This is a genomic window from Paraburkholderia sp. CI3, assembly GCF_050436505.1.
Classification (GTDB): domain Bacteria; phylum Pseudomonadota; class Gammaproteobacteria; order Burkholderiales; family Burkholderiaceae; genus Paraburkholderia; species Paraburkholderia tuberum.
This window is the reverse complement of sequence record NZ_JBNDMI010000004.1, coordinates 340,911-357,476: the sequence shown is the minus strand read 5'-3', so window position 1 is coordinate 357,476 and position 16,566 is coordinate 340,911. Positions and strand designations below refer to the sequence as shown.

General features: G+C 63.8%; 13 protein-coding genes and 1 pseudogene. 9 read left to right on the top strand and 5 right to left on the bottom strand.

Going from position 1 to position 16,566, the window contains the following annotated elements; genetic code table 11:
* Window positions 1-12: 12 nt before the first annotated feature.
* A pseudogene (locus tag OKW29_RS23115) lies at window positions 13-121 on the top strand (dihydrodipicolinate synthase family protein); the annotation flags it as partial.
* Between the two features lie 204 nt (window positions 122-325).
* Here the strand turns inward: OKW29_RS23115 and OKW29_RS23110 are convergent.
* The 4 genes from OKW29_RS23110 to OKW29_RS23095 form a co-directional block, all read right to left on the bottom strand.
* Window positions 326-646, bottom strand: a complete 321-nt coding sequence (locus OKW29_RS23110) for a type II toxin-antitoxin system PemK/MazF family toxin (protein ID WP_090804212.1) — start codon at window positions 644-646, stop codon at window positions 326-328.
* Window positions 640-888, bottom strand: coding sequence for an AbrB/MazE/SpoVT family DNA-binding domain-containing protein (locus tag OKW29_RS23105; protein ID WP_187626797.1), 249 nt, complete (start codon window positions 886-888; stop codon window positions 640-642). The genes OKW29_RS23110 and OKW29_RS23105 overlap by 7 nt, the downstream gene beginning before the upstream one ends.
* Before the next feature lie 244 nt (window positions 889-1,132).
* Window positions 1,133-1,540 (bottom strand): GFA family protein, encoded by a 408-nt coding sequence (locus tag OKW29_RS23100; RefSeq protein WP_429292742.1) that lies wholly within the window; start codon window positions 1,538-1,540, stop codon window positions 1,133-1,135.
* Between the two features lie 30 nt (window positions 1,541-1,570).
* On the bottom strand, window positions 1,571-1,855 hold the full coding sequence (locus tag OKW29_RS23095; protein WP_429292741.1) for a hypothetical protein: 285 nt from the start codon (window positions 1,853-1,855) through the stop codon (window positions 1,571-1,573).
* An 82-nt stretch (window positions 1,856-1,937) separates the two neighbouring features.
* On the opposite strand from OKW29_RS23095, the gene imuA reads away from it, so the two are divergent.
* The 8 genes from imuA to OKW29_RS23055 all read left to right on the top strand — a co-directional run bounded on the left by imuA (window position 1,938) and on the right by OKW29_RS23055 (window position 16,048).
* Window positions 1,938-2,645 (top strand): translesion DNA synthesis-associated protein ImuA, encoded by a 708-nt coding sequence (imuA, locus tag OKW29_RS23090; RefSeq protein ID WP_184029676.1) that lies wholly within the window; start codon window positions 1,938-1,940, stop codon window positions 2,643-2,645.
* On the top strand, window positions 2,575-4,044 hold the full coding sequence (locus tag OKW29_RS23085; RefSeq protein ID WP_184071321.1) for a Y-family DNA polymerase: 1,470 nt from the start codon (window positions 2,575-2,577) through the stop codon (window positions 4,042-4,044). The genes imuA and OKW29_RS23085 overlap by 71 nt, the downstream gene beginning before the upstream one ends.
* A gap of 19 nt (window positions 4,045-4,063) precedes the next feature.
* The gene (locus tag OKW29_RS23080) at window positions 4,064-7,213 is read left to right on the top strand and encodes an error-prone DNA polymerase (RefSeq protein ID WP_429292740.1); all 3,150 of its coding nucleotides are present in this window, start codon (window positions 4,064-4,066) and stop codon (window positions 7,211-7,213) included.
* A gap of 47 nt (window positions 7,214-7,260) precedes the next feature.
* A complete protein-coding gene (locus tag OKW29_RS23075; RefSeq protein ID WP_429292739.1) occupies window positions 7,261-8,220 on the top strand; it encodes an SOS response-associated peptidase family protein in 960 nt (319 codons plus the stop codon).
* Between the two features lie 232 nt (window positions 8,221-8,452).
* Window positions 8,453-10,849 (top strand): phosphoketolase family protein, encoded by a 2,397-nt coding sequence (locus OKW29_RS23070; RefSeq protein ID WP_184071315.1) that lies wholly within the window; start codon window positions 8,453-8,455, stop codon window positions 10,847-10,849.
* Window positions 10,850-10,882: 33 nt separating this feature from the next.
* Window positions 10,883-13,378, top strand: coding sequence for a glycogen/starch/alpha-glucan phosphorylase (locus tag OKW29_RS23065; RefSeq protein WP_429292738.1), 2,496 nt, complete (start codon window positions 10,883-10,885; stop codon window positions 13,376-13,378).
* Window positions 13,368-15,464 (top strand): glycogen debranching protein GlgX, encoded by a 2,097-nt coding sequence (gene glgX, locus OKW29_RS23060; protein WP_429292737.1) that lies wholly within the window; start codon window positions 13,368-13,370, stop codon window positions 15,462-15,464. Before OKW29_RS23065 ends, glgX begins: the two co-directional genes overlap by 11 nt.
* A 116-nt stretch (window positions 15,465-15,580) precedes the next feature.
* The gene (locus tag OKW29_RS23055) at window positions 15,581-16,048 is read left to right on the top strand and encodes a DUF4440 domain-containing protein (RefSeq protein WP_429292736.1); all 468 of its coding nucleotides are present in this window, start codon (window positions 15,581-15,583) and stop codon (window positions 16,046-16,048) included.
* Window positions 16,049-16,171: 123 nt separating this feature from the next.
* Here OKW29_RS23055 and OKW29_RS23050 read toward each other — a convergent pair whose 3' ends face one another.
* Window positions 16,172-16,552: a potassium channel family protein gene (locus OKW29_RS23050; RefSeq protein ID WP_184029705.1), complete on the bottom strand. Its 381-nt coding sequence runs from the start codon at window positions 16,550-16,552 to the stop codon at window positions 16,172-16,174.
* Window positions 16,553-16,566: the final 14 nt, after the last annotated feature.

Sequence of the window (16,566 nt, the reverse complement as noted above, 5' to 3'; positions counted from 1 at the left end):
CGGAACAACATCATGAAATTCGAAGGCATCTACACCCCTGCTATCACGCCGTTGACCGCGCAAGGGCAAATCGACAAGACGCCCTTTGCCGACGTGCTCGAATCGCTGATCGCGGCCGGCCGTATGAGCGTGTCGATGGGCCGCGAGTACCTCGAGACGGTATGCCATGCATCGAAGACCAGGACGATGCTCTGCCAGCCGCCACATGCATTCCTTCGATCCAGACGTTCGAGTTGTCGACGTAAAGTAGGTTTGCCATCTTCAATCTGTCCAGATCGGCTACCGGCCGGCGTGCGGAGCGCTTGCGCGCCAAGTACTTTCCCCTTCATTCAGCGAACACTTCCTGCAACGTTCTCAGGGTGTCCATCAAAGTATTCCCGGCAACAAAACCCTCTTTCTTGACCAGCCGCACCTTATCAACGGTGCGAATTTGGTCTAGCAAAATCAATCCTTGCTTTCGCTTGAAAGTCACCGGCACGCGGAAGGGCGCGGGGCGGCCCTTCGAGGTCATCGGGGCGACAATGACCGTGCGAAGGTGATCGTGCAGTTCAGGCGGAGAGACTACGACGCAAGGACGTGTCTTTTGGATTTCGCTACCTAACGTCGGATCGAGAGCGACTAGCCAAACCTCGCCGCGCACTACCACGTTATCTCCGCATCACCTGCGTTGCCGAACTCACCCATCACCAGTGCGTCGTCGCCGGTTTCCGCAACCCGTTTGCTTGCAACGGCCCAGCCTTCGCGCACAGCTTTCTGCGGACGACGAATTACTAGCGCGTCGTTCTCGACTTCCATGTCTACCTCATTCTCTAAACCAAGCTGGGCAAGTATCGGCTTGGGGATCAACACCCCTTGCGAGTTGCCCATTTTGCGAATCGTCGTTTTCATGGCTATACCGTATATACAATGTTATACCCAGCCCAATGCGAGGTAAACACAATGTTATTACATTTTTCGAGGTTTTGAAATGAATCTAGCGCGCGCTCAGTCGTACAACGCGTCAAGGCCCGCTATCGCCTCGCGGCGATCTTTCAAGCCCGAATTCGTTCAATTCACGTCCGAACGCCATCAACTGGACGCCCACCAGCCAGACATGCCTCACCATCCGCGCAGAGCGCCCTGACCGGCGCAATCAAAGCTGCCGCGTTTCCGAAGGCGGATTGCCCCAGTCGTTGTGCAGGCCATTCCGATAGGTCACCGGCGCATTCAGCGCTGCGTCGAGATCGAGTTCGTCAATGCACATGATGTTCACGTTGACATACGGATACCCTGTGCCGTTCGGCATATCGATGCGATCGAATACGTGGACCCCGCAGCGTTTGCAGAACGGGTGATGCGCGACCGCATTGTGCCCCTGATATTCGCTGAGCGCGGCTTCATCCGAAAGAAGACGAAAATCTTCCCGGCGAACCGGCACGTGCCAGAATCGCAGCCTGCTGCAGTAGCTGCAATTGCACTTCGACGTGCCCTCGTCGAAATCGATGCGAGCCTCGAACTTCACGAATTGGCAATGGCAACTTCCGAGGTACGTGCGCAACATGGGGTTCTCCGGGGTTGAGGGCCGCTGCCATTATGGACGGCACGACTTCGCGCTGCCAATGCACGAGCCGTCGCAACCCTCGCAGTAATGGCGGTCGCGCACTGCGCGATCCACGCGCCAGACGTTCGCCGCAACCGGCGCCGCCGTCCCCGCCGAGCGTCCGTTTTCCCGCGCATGAAACGTCGGCTCGCCTGCCTTGCCGCGGCGAATCGCTTCATCGATGCCCGGCTCGCCGAACACCGCTTTCAGTTCGGCCACGAACGCCGCGATCTCCGGCATCGGATGCCCGGCTGGCTTGTGCACTCGCATGTCCATGAACCCGCCCCCAAAAAAGTGCCTGTTCGCTATCTCATAAAACCATGTAGGATACTGTATATCCATACAGGTATTTTCGCAAATGACAGCCGCCCTGCCAGCACCGGAAGCCATTCACCCGTCCTTGTGGCGGGCGTCCCAGCTTGGCGCTGGCCGCGGCCGCAGCGTCGATACCGGCTATCCGGCCCTGTCGGCGGAGTTGCCCGGCGGTGGCTGGCCGCTCGGCGCGCTGGTCGATCTGCTCGTGCAGCAGGCCGGCGTCGGCGAACTGCGGCTGTTGCAGCCGGCGCTCAGCGCCGTCGGCGAGCGTCCGCTCGTCTTCGTGCAACCGCCGCATACGCCGGACGGCCTCGGGCTCAACTACATCGGCCTGTCGCTGCAGCAGGTGCTGCGGATCAATGCGCCGAAAACCGCCGACGCGCTGTGGTCCGCCGAGCAGATCCTGCGCGCCGGCAGTTGCGGCGCGCTGATCTTCTGGGCGCAGTACGCGCAGGCGTCCTCGCTGCGCCGTTTGCATCTGGCCGCGCAGTCGTCGGAGACGCTTTTCATCATGGTGCGGCCGCTCGCCACCGCGCAGGAGGCATCCCCCGCGCTGCTGCGGCTCGCGCTCAGGCCATCGGCCGAAGGTCTCACCATCGACATCGTGAAACGACGAGGGCCCGCTCGCGCAGAGCCCCTGTCGATTCCCCTTCAACCCACTCCCGTTCTGCTTTCCCGACATGCGCGTCTTTCTCGCCGTTCATCTGCCAAAGTTGCCGCTCGAGGTCTTCAGACCGAAGTGGTCGCCTGAGCCCGCGCATGGCTGCGCGGTGCTGGAGAAAGACAAGGTGGTCATGGCCGACCCCGCCGCGCGCTCGGCAGGCGTGCGTCCGGGCATGAAGCGCGGCGGCGTGCTGACGCTGTCGCCGCAGACCGAGATGTATGAGCGCGATAGCGGTCGTGAAACGGCAGCCCATCGCGAGGTGGGTATCGCGCTGATGCGCTTCTCGCCCGAAGTCGCGCTGCTCGATGAGGCGACGGTCGTCGTCGAGATCGGCGCGAGTTTGCGGCTCTTCGGCGGCCTGCTCGCGCTGTGCCGCGATACGAAAGCCATCCTCGACGCGCTCGGCTTCACCGCGCGCATCAGTGCCGCGCCGACCGGCCAGGGCGCGTGGCTGCTCGCGAAGTTCGGCAACCGGCGCGTGCTGAAGCTCGCGTCGCTCGACCAGCGCCTGTCCGCCCTGCCGATGCTCGCCGTGCCCGAAGTCCGCCCGTTCGCCGACTGGTTCACGGGCCTCGGTTGCGAGCGCATCGCCGATCTGCGCCGCCTGCCCCGCGCCGGCTTGCAGCGCCGCTGCGGCGAACATCTGCTCGACTCGCTCGACCGCGCGTTCGGGACCGCGCCCGAACTGTTCGACTGGCTCGAACTGCCACCCACGTTCTCGGCGCGCATCGAGATGCCGGACCGGCTCGAACACGCGGATGGCGCGGTGTTCGGCGCGCAGCGCCTGATCGTGCAACTGTGCGGATGGCTGTGCGCAAAACAGCTCGCGCTCACCGGCATTCGCCTGTCGCTCGAACACGAGCGCGGACGCGCTGCGATCGAGCCGACCACGATCGACGTCGCACTTGGCGAGCCGACCTGGCGCGAAGAACATCTGATGCGCCTGCTGAAGGAGCGGCTGCATCGTATCGAGCTCGCCGCGCCCGTGATCGCGTTGCGGCTCGACGCGTCGAACGTCGAGTCGGCCGCGCCCGCGTCCGACACGCTGTTTCCAGAACCGGGCGGCTCGCAGGAGGATCACGCGCGGCTGCTCGAACTGCTGGTCGCGCGGCTCGGCGAAGAGAACGTGCTGAAACCCGCGCCGAGCGCCGATCATCGTCCGGAGATCGCGAACCGCTGGCTGCCGGTGTCGCAGCCGGTCAAGCCCGGCCCGCTGCCGCAGAATCTGCCCCGCCCGACGTGGATGCTCGATACGCCCGTGCGTCTGCTGATGCGCCAGCACCGCCCGTTCTATGGCTCGCCGTTGCGCATGGTGTCGCCGGGCGAGCGCATCGAGAGCGGCTGGTTCGACGGCGAGCTCGTCACGCGCGACTACTTCGTCGCGCAGGCGGACGACCAGAGCTGCTACTGGATCTACCGCGAGCGCGTGAGCAGCCGCGACGCGGAAGAAGAGCAACGCTGGTTCCTGCATGGCCTGTTCGGCTGATATGCGCGGATGAGCGGCCATGGACACCACCTTCACGATGCTGCCGGCGTATGCCGAGCTGTTCTGCTTTTCCAACTTCACGTTTCTGCGGGGCGCATCGCACGCTGAGGAACTGGCCGAGCGTGCCGCGCAACTCGGCTACTCCGCGCTCGCGATCACCGACGAATGCTCGCTCGCGGGAGTCGTGCGCGCGCATGTCGCGGCGAAAGAAGCGAAGCTGCCGTTCATCGTCGGTTCGTATTTCCGGCTCGTCAATGCCGATGGTTCGCCGGCGTTCGGCCTGATCTTGCTCGCCCGCAACCGCAACGGCTACGGCAATCTGTCCGAGCTGATCACGCTGGCGCGCATGCGCGCGCCCAAGGGCGAATACCGGCTCACGCCGCAGGATCTGTCGCGGCCGGAGAAGGAGTATCGCCACCTGCTCGGCATGCCCGACTGCCTCGCGATTCTCGTGCCGGATTTCCCGGCCAGCGAAGACGCGCTCGATGCGCAGGTCGAATGGCTCGACGAAACGTTCACCGGCCGCGCATGGGTCGGCCTCGTGCTCCATCAACGCGCGATGGACGACCTGCATCGCGGCGCGGTCGAGTTCGTCGCGCGCAGCCGCGACGTGCCCGCCGTCGCGCTCGGCGAAGTCGTGATGCACGTGCGCTCGCGCAAGCCGCTGCAGGACACGATGACCGCGATCCGGGTCGGCAAACCGGTCCATCAGTGCGGCTATGATCTGGCGCCGAACGCCGAGCAGCATCTGCGCTCGAGGTTGCGGCTCGCCAACCTGTACCCGCAAGACGCGCTGGCCGCGACGGTCGACATCATGAGCCGCTGCACGTTTTCGCTCGACGAGCTGCGCTACGAGTATCCCGACGAGCTGGTGCCGGCCGGCCATACGCCGGCCTCGTATCTTCGTCAGGAAACCTATATCGGCGCGCAGCGGCGTTTTCCCGCGGGGATTGCGCATCACGTGCAGCAGCAGATCGAGCATGAACTCGAACTGATCGCGGACCTGCAGTACGAGCCATATTTCCTGACCGTCTACGACATCGTCCGCTTCGCGCGCAGCCAGCACATTCTGTGTCAGGGGCGCGGGTCGGCCGCGAACTCGGCGGTCTGCTATTGCCTCGGCGTGACCGAGGTGGACCCCGCGCGCGGCAACATGCTGTTCGAGCGCTTCATCAGCAAGGAGCGCGGCGAGCCGCCCGATATCGACGTCGACTTCGAGCACCAGCGGCGCGAAGAAGTGATCCAGTACATCTATCGCAAATACGGCCGCGACCGGGCGGCGATCGCGGCGGCGGTGTCGACCTATCGTCCGCGTGGTGCGCTGCGGGAAACGGGCAAGGCACTCGGCGTCGATCCGCAGATCGTCGACGCGGTCGCGAAGTCGCATCACTGGTTCGATACCAGTCGGGATCTGCTCGCGCGTTTCGCGGAATCCGGCCTCGATCCGAACCAGCCCCTGATTCAGGCCTGGGCGAAGCTCGCCTCGCAACTGCTGAATTTTCCGCGCCACCTGTCGCAGCATTCGGGCGGCTTCGTGATCAGCCGCGGCAAGCTCACCCGGCTCGTGCCGGTGGAAAACGCGGCGATGGCCGACCGCTCGGTGATCGAGTGGGACAAGGACGACCTCGAATCATTGGGCTTGCTGAAGGTCGACGTGCTCGCGCTCGGCATGCTGTCGGCGATCCGGCGCACCCTCGACCTCGTTTCGGAACAGCGCGGAGAACGCTTCGAAATGCAGGACATCCCCGCCGAGGATGAGGCGACCTACGCGATGATTTCGGCCGCCGATACGGTCGGCGTGTTCCAGATCGAATCGCGCGCGCAGATGAGCATGCTGCCGCGCATGCGGCCAGAGAAGTTCTACGACCTCGTCATCGAAGTCGCGATCGTGCGGCCCGGTCCGATTCAGGGCGGCGCCGTGCATCCCTATCTGCAGCGCCGTCAGGGCTTCGAGCCCGTGACCTATCCGAGCGACGCGTTGAAGACCGCGCTGGGCCGCACACTCGGCGTGCCGATCTTCCAGGAGCAGGTGATGCAGGTGGCGATTCTCGCGGCCGGCTTCACCGCCGGCGAAGCCGACCAGCTGCGCCGCGCGATGGCCGCGTGGAAACGCAAGGGCGGACTCGAAAAATACTATGACCGCATCGTGCTCGGCATGCAGGAGCGCGGCTACGACCAGGCCTTCGCCGAGGCGATCTTCGAGCAGATCAAGGGCTTCGGCGAATATGGCTTCCCCGAAAGTCACGCGGCCAGTTTCGCGCTGCTGGTCTATGCGAGCAGCTGGCTCAAGCGTCACGAACCCGAAGCCTTTCTCGCCGCGATGCTGAACAGCCAGCCGATGGGCTTCTATTCGCCGTCGCAACTGGTTCAGGATGCGCAGCGGCACGGCGTCACGGTGTTGCCGGTCGATGTGACGATCAGCGGTTGGGACTCCTCGCTCGAACACCGTGCGGGGGCGACGCGCCCCGCCGTGCGTCTCGGTCTTTCGCTGCTGCGCGGCATGAAGGACGGCGCCGCCGAACGGATCGAGAACGCGCGCGCGGTTCGCCCGTTCGCGAGCGTCAACGATCTCGCGCGCCGCGCGCAGCTCGACCGCAAAGACCTGCATGCGCTCGCGGATGCGAATGCGTTGGCAGCGCTCGCGGGAAACCGCCGCGAAGCGCTGTGGCAGTCGGTCGTCGCGGTGCCGGACAAGGATATGCTCGCGGCCGCGGCGACTCAGGACGAAACGCCCGAACTGGGCGCACCGAGCGAAGCGAACGACATCGTCGCCGACTACCGTTCGCTCGGCCTGACGCTCAACCGCCATCCGCTGGAACTGCTCCGGCCGCAGTTGCTCGCGAACCGGCTGATGCCGGCCTCGACGCTGCGGACCTATCGCGACGGCCGCCTCGCGCGCGGCTGCGGACTGGTGACGGTGCGTCAGCGTCCCGGCACGGCCAAGGGCGTCGTGTTCGTCACGCTCGAAGACGAGACGGGCAACGTCAATGTGATCATCTGGCCGAGTCTGCTCGAAAAACAGCGCAAAGAAGCGTTGGGCGCCGCGCTGCTCGCTGTGTACGGCACATGGCAGTGTCAGGGAGAAGTACGGCACCTCGTCGCGCAGCGGCTCGTCGACATGTCTCATCTGCTGGGCGAGTTGCAGACGACGAGCAGAGACTTCTGCTGACGCGAGCGCGCAAATGCGTATCATCGGAACAGCAAACGGAGGCATCCATGTGCTATTCGGCTCAGATTCTGGCGGACTACCGGCGCTACGTCCGCATGTTCGGCGCGCACATGAGCATCGAGGAATTCGCGCGTCTTTTCTTCGAACGCGCAGAGGACGGTCAGGCCAGGATTCCCAAAGCGATGGAAGACGCCTTCTCGGAACCGCAGTCCGACGCGGAAAGGGAAGTCTGGGCGCTGATCGAGCGCTTCAGATCGCAGCAGACCGTGAAGCTCGAACAGGAACTGTTCAAACAGCGCACCCGCTTCGCCGATGCCGAGCGCTCTTTGCAGACCAAAGCCACCAAGGCGGCGACCGAGAGCAAACGGATCGCCAAAGACAAGATCGACCGCACGCTCGAGCGACTCGACGACCTCGGCCGAACCGCTCCCCAAGCAGGCGACTCGCGCATCTTTCCCGGCTACTACGCGCCGGTGATGGTGATGGAGAACGGCCAGCGCGTCGTCAAACCGATGCGCTATCAGTGCCGCCTGGCCGGCAAGCCCGCATCGTACGACACCCGCTATCCCGGCACGTACAACGCTCGTCGGGACAGTCTCGAAAGTTTCTGGAAAGCGCTATTCGGCTATTCGCATGGACTCATGCTGGCCAGTTCTTTCTATGAGAACGTCTCGCGCGCGCGAATGGAAGGCCGCGAACTGGCGCCCGGCGAGAAAGATGAAAATGTCCGGCTCGAGTTCCGGCCCAATCCGCCTCACGACATGCTGGTTGCATGCTTATGGTCCCGCTGGAGCGGCAAAGGCGAGCCCGATCTATTGTCCTTCGCGGCCATCACCGATGATCCGCCACCCGAGGTGGCCGCTGCCGGCCATGATCGCTGCATCATTCCGATCAAGCCTGAGCATATCGACGCGTGGTTGAATCCCGATCCGCGCGATCTGGCGGCGTTGTACGCGATTCTCGATGATCGGGACCGGCCGTTCTACGAACATCGGATCGCGGCCTGAATACAAGACGTGGTTTCGCACGGCGCGCGAGACGGTGTCGGATCATCCTTGCAATCTTCACGCAGTAACATATTCTGCGTTATGGATGTTCATCGGCTGGCGAAGAATACCCGGTTGTAGAGGTCCGCCAACAGGCGCGATTCGGACCCCATCAATCATCGAAGCGCCTGCGCAGCGGGCCCGACACGATCCACACCCTCGGGTTGCGGCTGCAAGCACAGGAGACGTCGGTATGGGCAAACATCCCGCGGCGGACGCTTCGCAGCAGACCGCGCTCGGCAGCGACGAACTTCAGCTGATCGATGCGTGGTGGCGCGCATGCAATTACCTTTCGGTCGGCATGATCTATCTGCTGGACAACCCGCTGCTGCGGGAGCCGCTGAAAGTCGAACACGTCAAGTATCGCCTGCTCGGACACTGGGGCGCGAGCCCGGCGTTATCGTTCGTCTGGGCGCATCTGAACCGCGTGATCAAACGCGACGATCTCGACGTCGTCTTCATGGCCGGTCCCGGACACGGCGCACCGGGCGTGCTCGGCCCCACCTATCTGGAAGGCACCTACTCGGAGATCTATCCGGACAAGAGCGCGGATGCCGAGGGCATGCAGAAGTTCTTCAAGCAGTTCTCGTTTCCCGGCCATATCGGTTCGCATGTGACGCCGGAGACGCCCGGGTCCATCCATGAAGGCGGCGAGCTTGGCTACAGCCTGTCGCATGCGTATGGCGCCGTGCTCGACAACCCGGACCTGATCGTGGCCTGCGTGGTCGGCGATGGAGAAGCGGAGACCGGGCCGCTCGCCACCGCGTGGCATTCGAATAAATTCATCAACCCGGCCCGCGACGGCACCGTGCTGCCGATCCTGAATCTGAACGGCTACAAGATCGCCAATCCGACCATCCTGTCGCGCATCAGCAGCAGAGAACTGGAAGCGCTCTTTGTCGGCTACGGCTACACCCCGCATTTCGTCGAAGGATCGGATCACGCGGAAATGCATCGGAAGATGGCGCACACGCTCGATACCGTGCTCGGCGAAATTCGCGCAATTCATCAGCAGGCACGCGCGAACGGCAATCTCGAGCGGCCGCTCTGGCCGATGATCGTGCTGCGCACGCCCAAGGGCTGGACCGGACCGAAGCAGATCAACGGGCACAAGGTCGAAGGCTCGTGGCGCTCGCATCAGGTGCCTTTTTCCGATGTGCGCAACAATTCCGCGAATCTCGAAGTGCTCGAAGAATGGATGCGCAGCTACCGGCCCGCCGAACTTTTCGATGCCGAGGGCCGGCTGATCCCCGAACTCAAGGCGCTGTCGCCCCAGGGCCCGCGGCGCATGAGCGCCAATCCGCACGCGAACGGCGGCGTGCTGCGCCGCGAACTGAAGCTGCCCGACATCCGCGCGTACGCGGTGGATGTGCAGCACGCGGGCAAGGTGCTGCAGGAGAACACGCGGCCACTCGGCGAATTTCTGCGCGACACGATGCGCGCGAACATGAACACCTTCCGCGTGTTCGGCCCGGACGAAACGGCCTCGAACCGTCTGCAGTCGATCTACGAGGTCAGCAAGAAGGTGTGGATGGCCGAGATGCTCCCCGAGGACGAGGACGGCGGCGAACTGGCGCGCGACGGCCGCGTGATGGAGATGCTGTCCGAACATACGCTGATGGGATGGCTCGAAGGCTATCTGCTGACGGGCCGCCACGGCTTCTTCCATACCTATGAAGCGTTTGCGCACGTGGTGGATTCGATGTTCAACCAGCATGCGAAGTGGCTCGACATCAGCCGCAATCACGTGCCATGGCGCGCCTGGGTGTCGGCGGAAAACATTCTGCTGTCGTCGACCGTGTGGCGGCAGGATCACAACGGCTTTTCGCATCAGGACCCCGGGTTCATCGATCTCGTCACCAACAAGAGCCCCTCGGTCACGCGCGTCTATCTTCCGCCCGACGCGAACACGCTGCTGGTGGTCGCCGACCACTGTCTGCGCACCACCGACTGCATCAACGTGATCGTCGCCGACAAGCAGAAACACCTGCAATTCACCACCATCGACGAAGCCGTCGTGCACTGCGCCAAAGGCATCGGCGTGTGGCGGCGCGCGAGCAACGACGAGGACGCCGAACCGGACGTGGTGATGGCCTCGTGCGGCGACGTCGCCACCCAGGAAGCGCTGGCGGCGACGGCGATCCTGCGCGAACGTCTGCCCGAACTGAAGCTGCGTTTCGTCAACGTGGTCGACCTGTTCAGGATGCAGCCGGCGAGCGAGCACCCGCACGGCTCGACCGAACGCGAATTCGACAGCCTGTTTACGACCAATAAGCCGGTGATCTTCAATTTCCACGGTTACCCGTGGCTGATCCACAAGCTCGCTTATCGCTTTCGCAATCACGAGAATCTGCACGTGCGGGGCTACAAGGAGAAAGGCAACATCAACACGCCGCTCGAACTGGCGATTCTCAATCAGGTGGACCGCTTCAATCTGGTGATCGACGTGCTCGACCGCGTGCCGCGCTTGCAGGGCAGATCCGCGCATCTCAGGGAAGACATGAGGAACGCGATCGTCAGCAACCTGAACTATGCGCATACGCATGGCACGGACCGCGCCGAGATCGTCGACTGGGTCTGGCCCTTCTGAACGTCACGCGCAGCATGCACCGAGGAAAGCATCATGGCCGACGCTCCCACCACGACCTCGCAGCAAAGCGCGGATGCAGCGCGCACCGGCCTGAGCGCCGCCGCGCTCCAACGCGGCGTGCTCGACAATCTGCTGTGCCTGCGGGGCCGCTATCCGGCGATCGCTTCCCCGCATGACTGGTACATGGCGCTCGCGTATAGCGTGCGCGACCGGCTGCTGGCCCGCTGGGCAACCTCCGTACAGACCTACGCCGGAAGCGATGTGCGGGTCGCCTGCTACCTGTCCGCCGAGTTCCTGATCGGCCCGCAACTCGGCAACAACCTCGTCAATCTCGGCATCGAGGCCAACACACGCGAAGCGCTGCGCGCGCTCGGCGTCGACCTCGATATGCTGCTCGAACTCGAGGAAGAGCCGGGGCTCGGCAATGGCGGACTTGGCCGCCTCGCGGCCTGCTATCTGGATTCGCTCGCAAGTTTGGAAATACCGGCCATCGGCTATGGCATCCGCTACGAGTTCGGCATCTTCGACCAGCAGATTCGCGACGGCTGGCAGGTCGAAACCACCGACAAGTGGCTGCAAAAGGGCAATCCATGGGAGATCGTGCGCCCGGAGGTTGCGTACTACGTGGGGTTCGGCGGCAGCACCCACGACGAAACCGATGCACGCGGGCACCTGTGCGTGCGCTGGACACCCACGCGGCAGGTCAAGGGCGTGGCTTGCGACACGCCGATGCCCGGCTATCACGTCAACACGTGCAACACCTTGCGGCTGTGGAAGAGCGAGGCGGTCGAGTCGTTCGACCTGCAGGACTTCAATGCCGGCGACTATTACGAGGCCGTCAACGAAAAGGTCATCTCCGAGACGCTGTCGAAGGTGCTGTATCCGAACGACGAGCCCGAGATCGGCAAGCGCCTGCGTCTCGCGCAGCAATACTTCTTCGTGTCGTGCTCGCTGCAGGACATGCTGCGCCTGCTCGAAATCAAGGGCGAACCGGTCGGACACTTCGCGCAGTTGTTCAACGTGCAGTTGAACGACACGCACCCGTCGATCGCCGTCGCCGAGCTGATGCGTCTCCTCGTGGACGACAGGCAGGTGCCGTGGGACGAGGCCTGGGACATCACGCGGCGCGCGCTCGCGTACACCAATCACACCCTGCTGCCCGAAGCGCTTGAAACCTGGGGGCTGCCGCTGATGCGCAACCTGCTGCCGCGCCTGCTCGAAATCATCTACGAGATCAACCGCCGCTTCCTCGACGAGGTCCGGCAGCGCTATCCGGGCGACGACGCGCGCATCGCACGCATGTCGCTGATCGACGAGCGCGGTGACAAGCTCGTGCGCATGGCGCATCTGGCAACGGTCGGCAGCCACGCGATCAACGGCGTCGCCGAACTGCATTCCGGGCTGCTCAAGCAGACCGTGCTGCGGGACTTCGCCGAATTGTGGCCCGAGCGTTTTCACAACGTCACGAACGGCGTCACGCCGCGCCGTTTCATGCTGCTTTGCAATCCGGCGCTCGCGCGGCTAATCGACGAGACCATCGGCGCTGGCTGGGTCACTGATCTCGCGCGACTGCGCAAGCTCGAAGCCTATGCCGACGACGCCGCGTTTCAGCAGCATTGGCGTAGCGTGAAGCTGGCGAACAAGGCCGTGCTCGCCGAGCATATCCGGAGCGTCACGGGCATCGGCGTCGACACTGCCGCGCTGTTCGACGTGCAGGTCAAGCGCATCCACGAATACAAGCGGCAACATCTGAACGCGTTGCTGATCGTCACGCTGTACCGGCGCCTGCTGCGTGATCCGCAGCTCGCGCTGACACCGCGCTGTTTCGTATTCGGCGGCAAGGCGGCGCCCGGCTACGCGACGGCCAAGCTGATCATCCGTTTGATCAACGGCATCGCCGAAGTCGTGAATAACGACCCGGTGGTGAACGGGCGGCTGAAAGTCGTGTTCTATCCGGACTTCAATGTGAAGAACGCGCACTTCATCTACCCTGCCGCCGACCTGTCCGAGCAGATTTCGACGGCCGGCAAGGAAGCATCGGGCACCGGCAACATGAAGTTCATGATGAACGGCGCGTTGACGATCGGCACGCTCGACGGCGCCAACGTCGAAATCCGCGAAGAGGTCGGCGACGAAAACTTCTTCCTGTTCGGCCTGAGCGCCGACGAAGTGGAACGTATGAAGCGCGCGGGTTATCGCCCCGCGGACTATGTGAAGGACGACGCGGAACTGAGCGAAGTGCTGCAACTGATCGCCGACGGTCATTTCTCGCGAGGAGACCGCGAGATGTTCCGCCCGCTGATCGACAATCTGACGCACGCGGACCCGTTTCTCGTGCTCGCCGACTATGCCGCCTACGTGGCGCGTCAGGACGACGTGAGCGCCGCCTGGCAGGACACGCGGCGCTGGACCCGGATGTCGATCCTGAACACCGCGCGCTCGGGCAAGTTCTCTTCCGACCGCGCCATCGGCGAATACTGCGACAAGATCTGGAAGATCCGCCCGATGAGGATCACCCTTGATCAATGACCCTGAAACGGGATCGGTGCGTGCTCATGCGGTTCGCTCCGGGTCGCGGTTTCCCGTGGGCGCGTCGGCGGTGCCCGGCGGCATCAATTTCTGCATCTTCTGCCGTCACGCGACGCGCGTCGAGCTGTTGCTGTACGACGCGGCTGACAGCCCCGAGCCGTTCCAGATCATCACGCTCGCCGCCGGTTGCAACCGCACCTTCTACTACTGGCATGTGATGGTCGAAGCGCTGCCGTTCGGCACCTGCTACACGTGGCGGGTGGACGGTCCGCGCGATACGCGCGCTAGCGGCTACGCGTTCGACCCCGACCGCGAACTCCTCGACCCGTATGCCCGCGCGATTAGCGACGTGCTGTGGACGCGGCCTGCGCTCGGCCAGCCGAATCCCGACGGGCACAAAACCCACCGCGCGATCGTGACGGAACCCCTGCCCTCGTCCCCTGGGCGTATCTCGCGCGGACTCGACGACGCGATCATCTACGAGCTGCATGTCGGCGGCTTTACACGTGATCCGTCGAGCGGCGTGCAGCATCCCGGTACCTTCGCCGGCCTGATCGAAAAGATTCCGTACCTGACGCAGCTTGGCGTGACCCACGTCGAGCTGCTGCCGGTGATGGCCTTCGACGAACAGGACGTTCCGCCCGCCACGGCGGCCCTCGGCCTGAGCAACTACTGGGGTTACAGCACGCATAGCTATTACAGCCCGCATCCTCGCTACTGCCGCGATCCCGCGCGCGCGCCCCAGGAGTTTCGCGCGCTGACCGACGCCATGCACGCCGCGGGCATCGCCGTGCTGCTCGACGTCGTGTTCAACCATACGGCCGAAGCGGGCGAGACGGGCCCCGTCATCAACTTCAAGGGCCTCGTCAACGATATCTTCTACCACCTCGACGCGGCCGACCGGCGCCGCTACCGGGACTACACCGGCTGCGGCAACACGATCAATTGCAACCATCCACTGGTGACGACGTTCATCGTGCGCTGCCTCGAATACTGGGTGGAAGAACTCGGCGTCGATGGCTTCCGGTTCGATCTGGCGAGTATCTTCGCGCGCGACCAGCGCGGCGAGCTGATGGTCGATCCACCGCTGCCCTGGGCGATCGAGTCTTCGCGTGTGCTGTCGCGCGTGCCATTGATCGCGGAGGCGTGGGACGCCGCCGGCATGTATCAGGTCGGCGCCTTTCCCGGCATGGCATGGGCCGAGTGGAACGGCCGCTATCGGGACTTGATTCGCCGTTTCGTGCGCGGCGACCCGGGGCTCATCGGGGCCGTCGCGACCTGCATCGCGGGCAGCTCGGACCTCTATGCGGACGACGGCAGGCTGCCCAACAACAGCGTCAACTTCGTGACGTGCCACGACGGCTTCACGCTGATCGATCTCGTCAGCTACGAATCGAAGCACAACGAAGCCAACGGCGACGCGAATCGCGACGGCAGCTCCGACAACCTGTCGTGGAACTGTGGCGCCGAGGGCGAGACCGGCGACGCCGGGATTCTCGGTCTGCGACACCGCCAGGCGCGCAACGCGATGGCCATCCTGTTCCTGAGTCTGGGTGTGCCGATGATGCTCGCCGGCGACGAGGTGCTGCGCAGCCAGCGCGGCAACAACAACGCCTATTGTCAGGACAACACCCTCAGCTGGTTCGACTGGACACCCACTGAAGCCGGCTCGGCCATGTCGCGCTTCGTGCGCGAGCTGATCGCGCTGCGCAAGCGCCACGCAAGTTTGCGGCGGCGGTATTTCCTGACCGGCCGGCCCTCGCCGGGGCAGACTCGGCCGGATGCGGCATGGCACGGCGAGCGCCTGAACGAGCCGGGCTGGCACGATCCTGGCGCGCGGCTTCTCGCCGTCACGCTGGGCGGCGAAGCGCCTGGCGAGCCGGCACTGCACGCGGTGTTCAACATGGACGACTGCGCCCGCACGGTCCAGTTGCCCGCGCCCGACGGGCGGCACTGGCGGCGTATCGTCGATACCGCGCGCGACAGTCCGCATGACATCGTGCAAGCGGCGCAACAGGCCGCTGTCGAAAACGATCAATTTCGCGTCGAGGCACGCAGCGTCGTGGTTCTGGAAGAAGCGAGTTGAACCGACGCAAATAACCCGGGTTCTTGTCCTCGAATGTCGATGCTGTGGCGGATATGCCGTGCACAGTTTCGATTTACTGGCGGAACAATCCAGCGGCAACGATCGCGGAGGGCATCATGAGAATCAGCGTAGACGGGCCGTCCCTCGTCTTTGCGATGGTTGCGGTCGTGGCCCATGGCAACGCATTCGCGAGGTCCGAAGCCTGCCATCCCACCTCGGAAAAGCAGATTTCCGCACTGTTCGATCGCTGGAACGACTCGCTGAAAACCGGCGACCCGCAGAAGGTCGTGGCGAACTACGCGCCGAACTCGATCCTGCTGCCGACCGTCTCGAACAAGCCGCGTTTGACCGCCGACGAAAAGCTCGACTATTTCAAACACTTCCTCGAAAACAAACCGGTCGGCACGATCGACTTCCGTGACATCATGATCGAATGCAACACGGCGATCGACTCGGGGCTCTACACCTTCAAGTTCGCGGACGGCTCGGTCGTCAAGGCGCGCTATACGTTCACCTACGCGTGGAATGGGCACAAGTGGCTGATTACCAGCCATCATTCGTCGAAAATGCCGGAAGGCAATTAGCCGATGTGGTTTAGAAAAAGTCAGGCTGGGACTTGAACCTCATTCACGAATGACCTGAATACGTCCAGCCTTGACTGCCGCTTTCAATACCGTCCAGTCCGCCTCATTCTGTTGCGCCCCTCGCTATCCCGTCCTTTCCGCCCGATGCGCGGCCTCCTGCACACCTCGTACAGCCGCGGCCACGATCAAGCCGGTGAATACCACGCCGATCAGCCCGAGGCATGCGGCGTCGATCCGGCCGAACGCCGAAGTGGGCACGACATCGCCGTACCCGATGGTGAGCGCCGTGATCGCGCAGAAGTACACGGTTTCACCCAGCGGCGACGGTGTCCGGTTCGCTGTCTCGACGGGCGCGCCCCAGTAGTACATGCCAAACGTCAGCAGGACGAACAGTAGAAGCAGGCCGATCAGAATCGCTCTCAGAAACCACAGGGTTATCGCCATTTCCTTCAGGATCTCGCCGGCCCGAGGACGGACCGCGCCATCGCCTGTCGCATTTCCCATTGCACGCTCCTGTT

Coding starts and splice junctions, on each gene's coding strand:
- OKW29_RS23100 (WP_429292742.1), bottom strand. CDS start 1,540: ATGTTGCGCACGTACCTCGGAAGTTGCCATTGCCAATTCGTGAAGTTC.
- imuA (WP_184029676.1), top strand. CDS start 1,938: ATGACAGCCGCCCTGCCAGCACCGGAAGCCATTCACCCGTCCTTGTGG.
- OKW29_RS23065 (WP_429292738.1), top strand. CDS start 10,883: ATGGCCGACGCTCCCACCACGACCTCGCAGCAAAGCGCGGATGCAGCG.
- OKW29_RS23105 (WP_187626797.1), bottom strand. CDS start 888: ATGAAAACGACGATTCGCAAAATGGGCAACTCGCAAGGGGTGTTGATC.
- OKW29_RS23055 (WP_429292736.1), top strand. CDS start 15,581: ATGAGAATCAGCGTAGACGGGCCGTCCCTCGTCTTTGCGATGGTTGCG.
- OKW29_RS23050 (WP_184029705.1), bottom strand. CDS start 16,552: ATGGGAAATGCGACAGGCGATGGCGCGGTCCGTCCTCGGGCCGGCGAG.
- OKW29_RS23095 (WP_429292741.1), bottom strand. CDS start 1,855: ATGGACATGCGAGTGCACAAGCCAGCCGGGCATCCGATGCCGGAGATC.
- OKW29_RS23085 (WP_184071321.1), top strand. CDS start 2,575: ATGCGCGTCTTTCTCGCCGTTCATCTGCCAAAGTTGCCGCTCGAGGTC.
- OKW29_RS23070 (WP_184071315.1), top strand. CDS start 8,453: ATGGGCAAACATCCCGCGGCGGACGCTTCGCAGCAGACCGCGCTCGGC.
- OKW29_RS23075 (WP_429292739.1), top strand. CDS start 7,261: ATGTGCTATTCGGCTCAGATTCTGGCGGACTACCGGCGCTACGTCCGC.
- OKW29_RS23080 (WP_429292740.1), top strand. CDS start 4,064: ATGGACACCACCTTCACGATGCTGCCGGCGTATGCCGAGCTGTTCTGC.